Source organism: Mitsuaria sp. TWR114 (assembly GCF_007997345.1).
Window position 1 is genome coordinate 1 of sequence record NZ_VOSR01000930.1, and the last position, 2,623, is coordinate 2,623.

Consider the following 2,623-nt stretch of genomic DNA (forward strand, 5'->3'; position numbering starts at 1 on the left):
CGCGGCCCTGGCGCTGCTGCCGGTGCTCAATGCGCTGACGACGGATCGCCCGCTGTGGCGCAGCCTGGCGCAGGGCGACTGGGCCTTCGCCGGCGTCGAGCTCGTGGGACTGGCCTTCGCGGCGCTGCTCGCCGGGCTGGCGAGGCGTGTGGCGCGGCATCGGCTCAAGGGCGCGCGGCCAGGCCGGGCGAGGGCCATCGGAACGCCGGCACGACCAGCGGCCGACACCGCCGCGGCGGTGGAGGGCGCGCGATGACGCACTTCGCCAGCCTGCTGATCTGCGTCGGGGCCTTCGCCGCGCTGGCGATGGCGACGGAGCGCGCCCAGCAGGACGTCCTTGAGCGGACGTTGTCGCGAGACGCGACGCGCGCGCTGCGGATCATCGGCTGGGCGCTGCTGCTCGCGAGCCTGGCGGTCGTCGTCGGCGCGCAGGGGTGGGGCCTGGGACTGGTGAGCTACAGCGGCCACACGAGCGTCGCGGCCGGCCTTGTCTTCCTGGGCCTGATCGCGCGTCAGCGGCGCAAGGGCTGAGGGCGACCGGGCGGGCCTTGGGCCGGTGAGGCGTCAGCGAGCCGGTGCCGATGCCGGCGTCGACACCGCCGCCGCAGCGGCGGCGGCCGGCAGCAGCGTGGCGCGGGCCTCGGCCTGGCGCAGGAAGTTGTCGTAGGCGCGGGTGGCGTCGTCGGCGTCGCGGCTGCGCAGCATCATGACCACCGTGCTGTGGCGGGTGAGGGCGGCGAAATATTCCTGCGTCTCCGCGCTCCAGACCAGGCGCACGACCTCGTCGCCAAAGCGCTGGCGGCGCAGGGTCTCCACCGCGCTGCCGAAGAAGCGCAGGTCCGGGCCGTCGGAGATCGGCGTCAGCGGCACGGCCGGCAGCAGCGGCTCGGGGAGCGTGGCCTCGGTCATCCGGCCGAGCAGCACCGGGCGTCCCACCTCACCGGCGGCAGCCATGCGCCGGAAGCTGTCGAAACGTTGCCAGGCCTCGGCCTCGTCGGACGACACCAGCGTGCGCCGCAGCTCGCCGTGCTGCAGGACGGCCACGTAGAAGCGCCGAGGCATGGCGTTCGACCAGACCTCGATCGAGACATCGTCGACCTCGACGCGCCGCATCAGCAGCAGCGTTCGAGCGGCCAGACGCGCGCGCAGCTCGTCGATGTCCGCGGCCTCGGCGTTCACCGCCGGCGCGGCGGTGGCGACCGTGGCGACGGATGCCGTCGCCGCAGTCGTCGCCGCCAGCGCCGTCGCTGTCGAGGCGCCGCCCGGCTTGGCGATGCCGGTCGACGTCGAGCGTCTGGCGGCCTTCGAGCCCGTCGAGGCCTTCGACGCTTTCGAGGCCTTCGACGGCTTCGAAGCCTTCGAAGCTTTCGGGCCCGTCGACGTCTTCGCCGCGTTCGTCGTTTTCGCGACTGGCGCAGCTTTCGCGGTTCTTGGGGCCCGCGTGGACGACGCCGAGTTCCGCTTGGACGACTGGGCGCTGGTGGTCTTCGCGCTGTTCGCCACCTTCGCCGGCGCCGCGGTCTCGGTCGCGGCCAGGGCCCGCGGCAGGGGCAGCCACGCCGAGATCAACAGCGCGAGGACGGAGCCGCGGAGACGCCAAAGGCTCCGGAGCGGGCGAGGGGTCGGGTACATGAGCGGTCGGCATGGTACGACGGCCGCGTGCTTCCTTGGCAAGGCGGGCGCCGCGCCCGGGCGTGTGGGGATTCGCGCTCCGGGATAATCCGCGCCCATGTCCCCGACGTTCTCCCCCTGGCGCCTGTCCGTCGCTCCCATGCTCGACTGGACGACCGCCGATTGCCGTTTCCTGCATCGGCTGCTGACGCGCCACACGCTGCTCTACACCGAGATGGTGACCACCGGCGCCATCCTGCACGGCGACCAGCCGCGCCACCTCGACTTCAACCCGGAGGAGCATCCTGTCGCGCTGCAGCTGGGGGGCTCCGAGCCGGCCGACCTGGCCGCCTGCGCCCGGCTGGCCGAGCAGTGGGGCTATGACGAGGTCAACCTGAATTGCGGCTGCCCCAGCGAGCGCGTGCAGCGCGGCGCGTTCGGCGCCTGCCTGATGGCCGAGCCGGCGCTGGTCGCCGATGGCGTCAAGGCGATGCGCGATGCCGTCTCCATCCCGGTCACCGTCAAGCACCGCATCGGCATCGACCGGATCGAGAGCTACGACTTCGTGCGGGACTTCGTCGGCCAGGTCGCCGAGGCCGGCTGCGAGGTCTTCATCGTCCATGCGCGCAATGCCTGGCTGCAGGGGCTGTCGCCGAAGGAGAACCGCGACATCCCGCCGCTGCGCTACGAGCTGGTCCATCGCCTCAAGCGCGAATTCCCGCGGCTGACGATCGCGATCAACGGCGGCTTGAAGTCGGACGACGAGATCGCCGAGCAGCTGAACCACGTCGACGGCGTGATGATCGGCCGGCAGGCGTATCACGAGCCCTGGCAGATGGCGCACTGGGACCAGCGCTTCTTCGGCGAGGCGCAGCCGCGGGTCACGCGCCGCGAGGAGGTCGAGGAGCAGTGGCTGGCCTACCTGGACCGCCAGGTCGCGCTGGGCCGGCCGTGGTCGCAGGCGATGCGCCACGCGCTGGGACTGTGGAACGGCCTGCCCGGCGCGCGCCGC

Annotated in this window: 4 protein-coding genes and 1 pseudogene; 4 read left to right on the forward strand and 1 reads right to left on the reverse strand. The window is 72.7% G+C overall.

The features are described 5' to 3' along the window. Positions 1-256: pseudogene (locus tag FUT87_RS30090) on the forward strand (PepSY domain-containing protein); the annotation flags it as partial. Continuing rightward, a complete protein-coding gene (locus FUT87_RS25970; RefSeq protein ID WP_091723607.1) occupies positions 253-531 on the forward strand; it encodes a DUF3325 domain-containing protein in 279 nt (92 codons plus the stop codon). The pseudogene FUT87_RS30090 and the gene FUT87_RS25970, both read left to right, overlap by 4 nt. Positions 532-564: 33 nt before the next feature. Here FUT87_RS25970 and FUT87_RS25975 read toward each other — a convergent pair whose 3' ends face one another. Continuing rightward, positions 565-1,179 (reverse strand): hypothetical protein, encoded by a 615-nt coding sequence (locus tag FUT87_RS25975; protein WP_147242849.1) that lies wholly within the window; start codon positions 1,177-1,179, stop codon positions 565-567. On the opposite strand from FUT87_RS25975, the gene FUT87_RS25980 reads away from it, so the two are divergent. Continuing rightward, positions 1,157-1,720 carry a hypothetical protein gene (locus FUT87_RS25980; protein ID WP_147242850.1) on the forward strand — a complete coding sequence of 188 codons (564 nt, stop codon included), beginning with the start codon at positions 1,157-1,159 and terminating at the stop codon, positions 1,718-1,720. The genes FUT87_RS25975 and FUT87_RS25980 overlap by 23 nt on opposite strands. Positions 1,721-1,729: 9 nt before the next feature. After that, positions 1,730-2,623, forward strand: an 894-nt coding sequence (dusA, locus tag FUT87_RS25985; RefSeq protein WP_147242851.1) for a tRNA dihydrouridine(20/20a) synthase DusA, incomplete at its 3' end; no start/stop codon positions are given.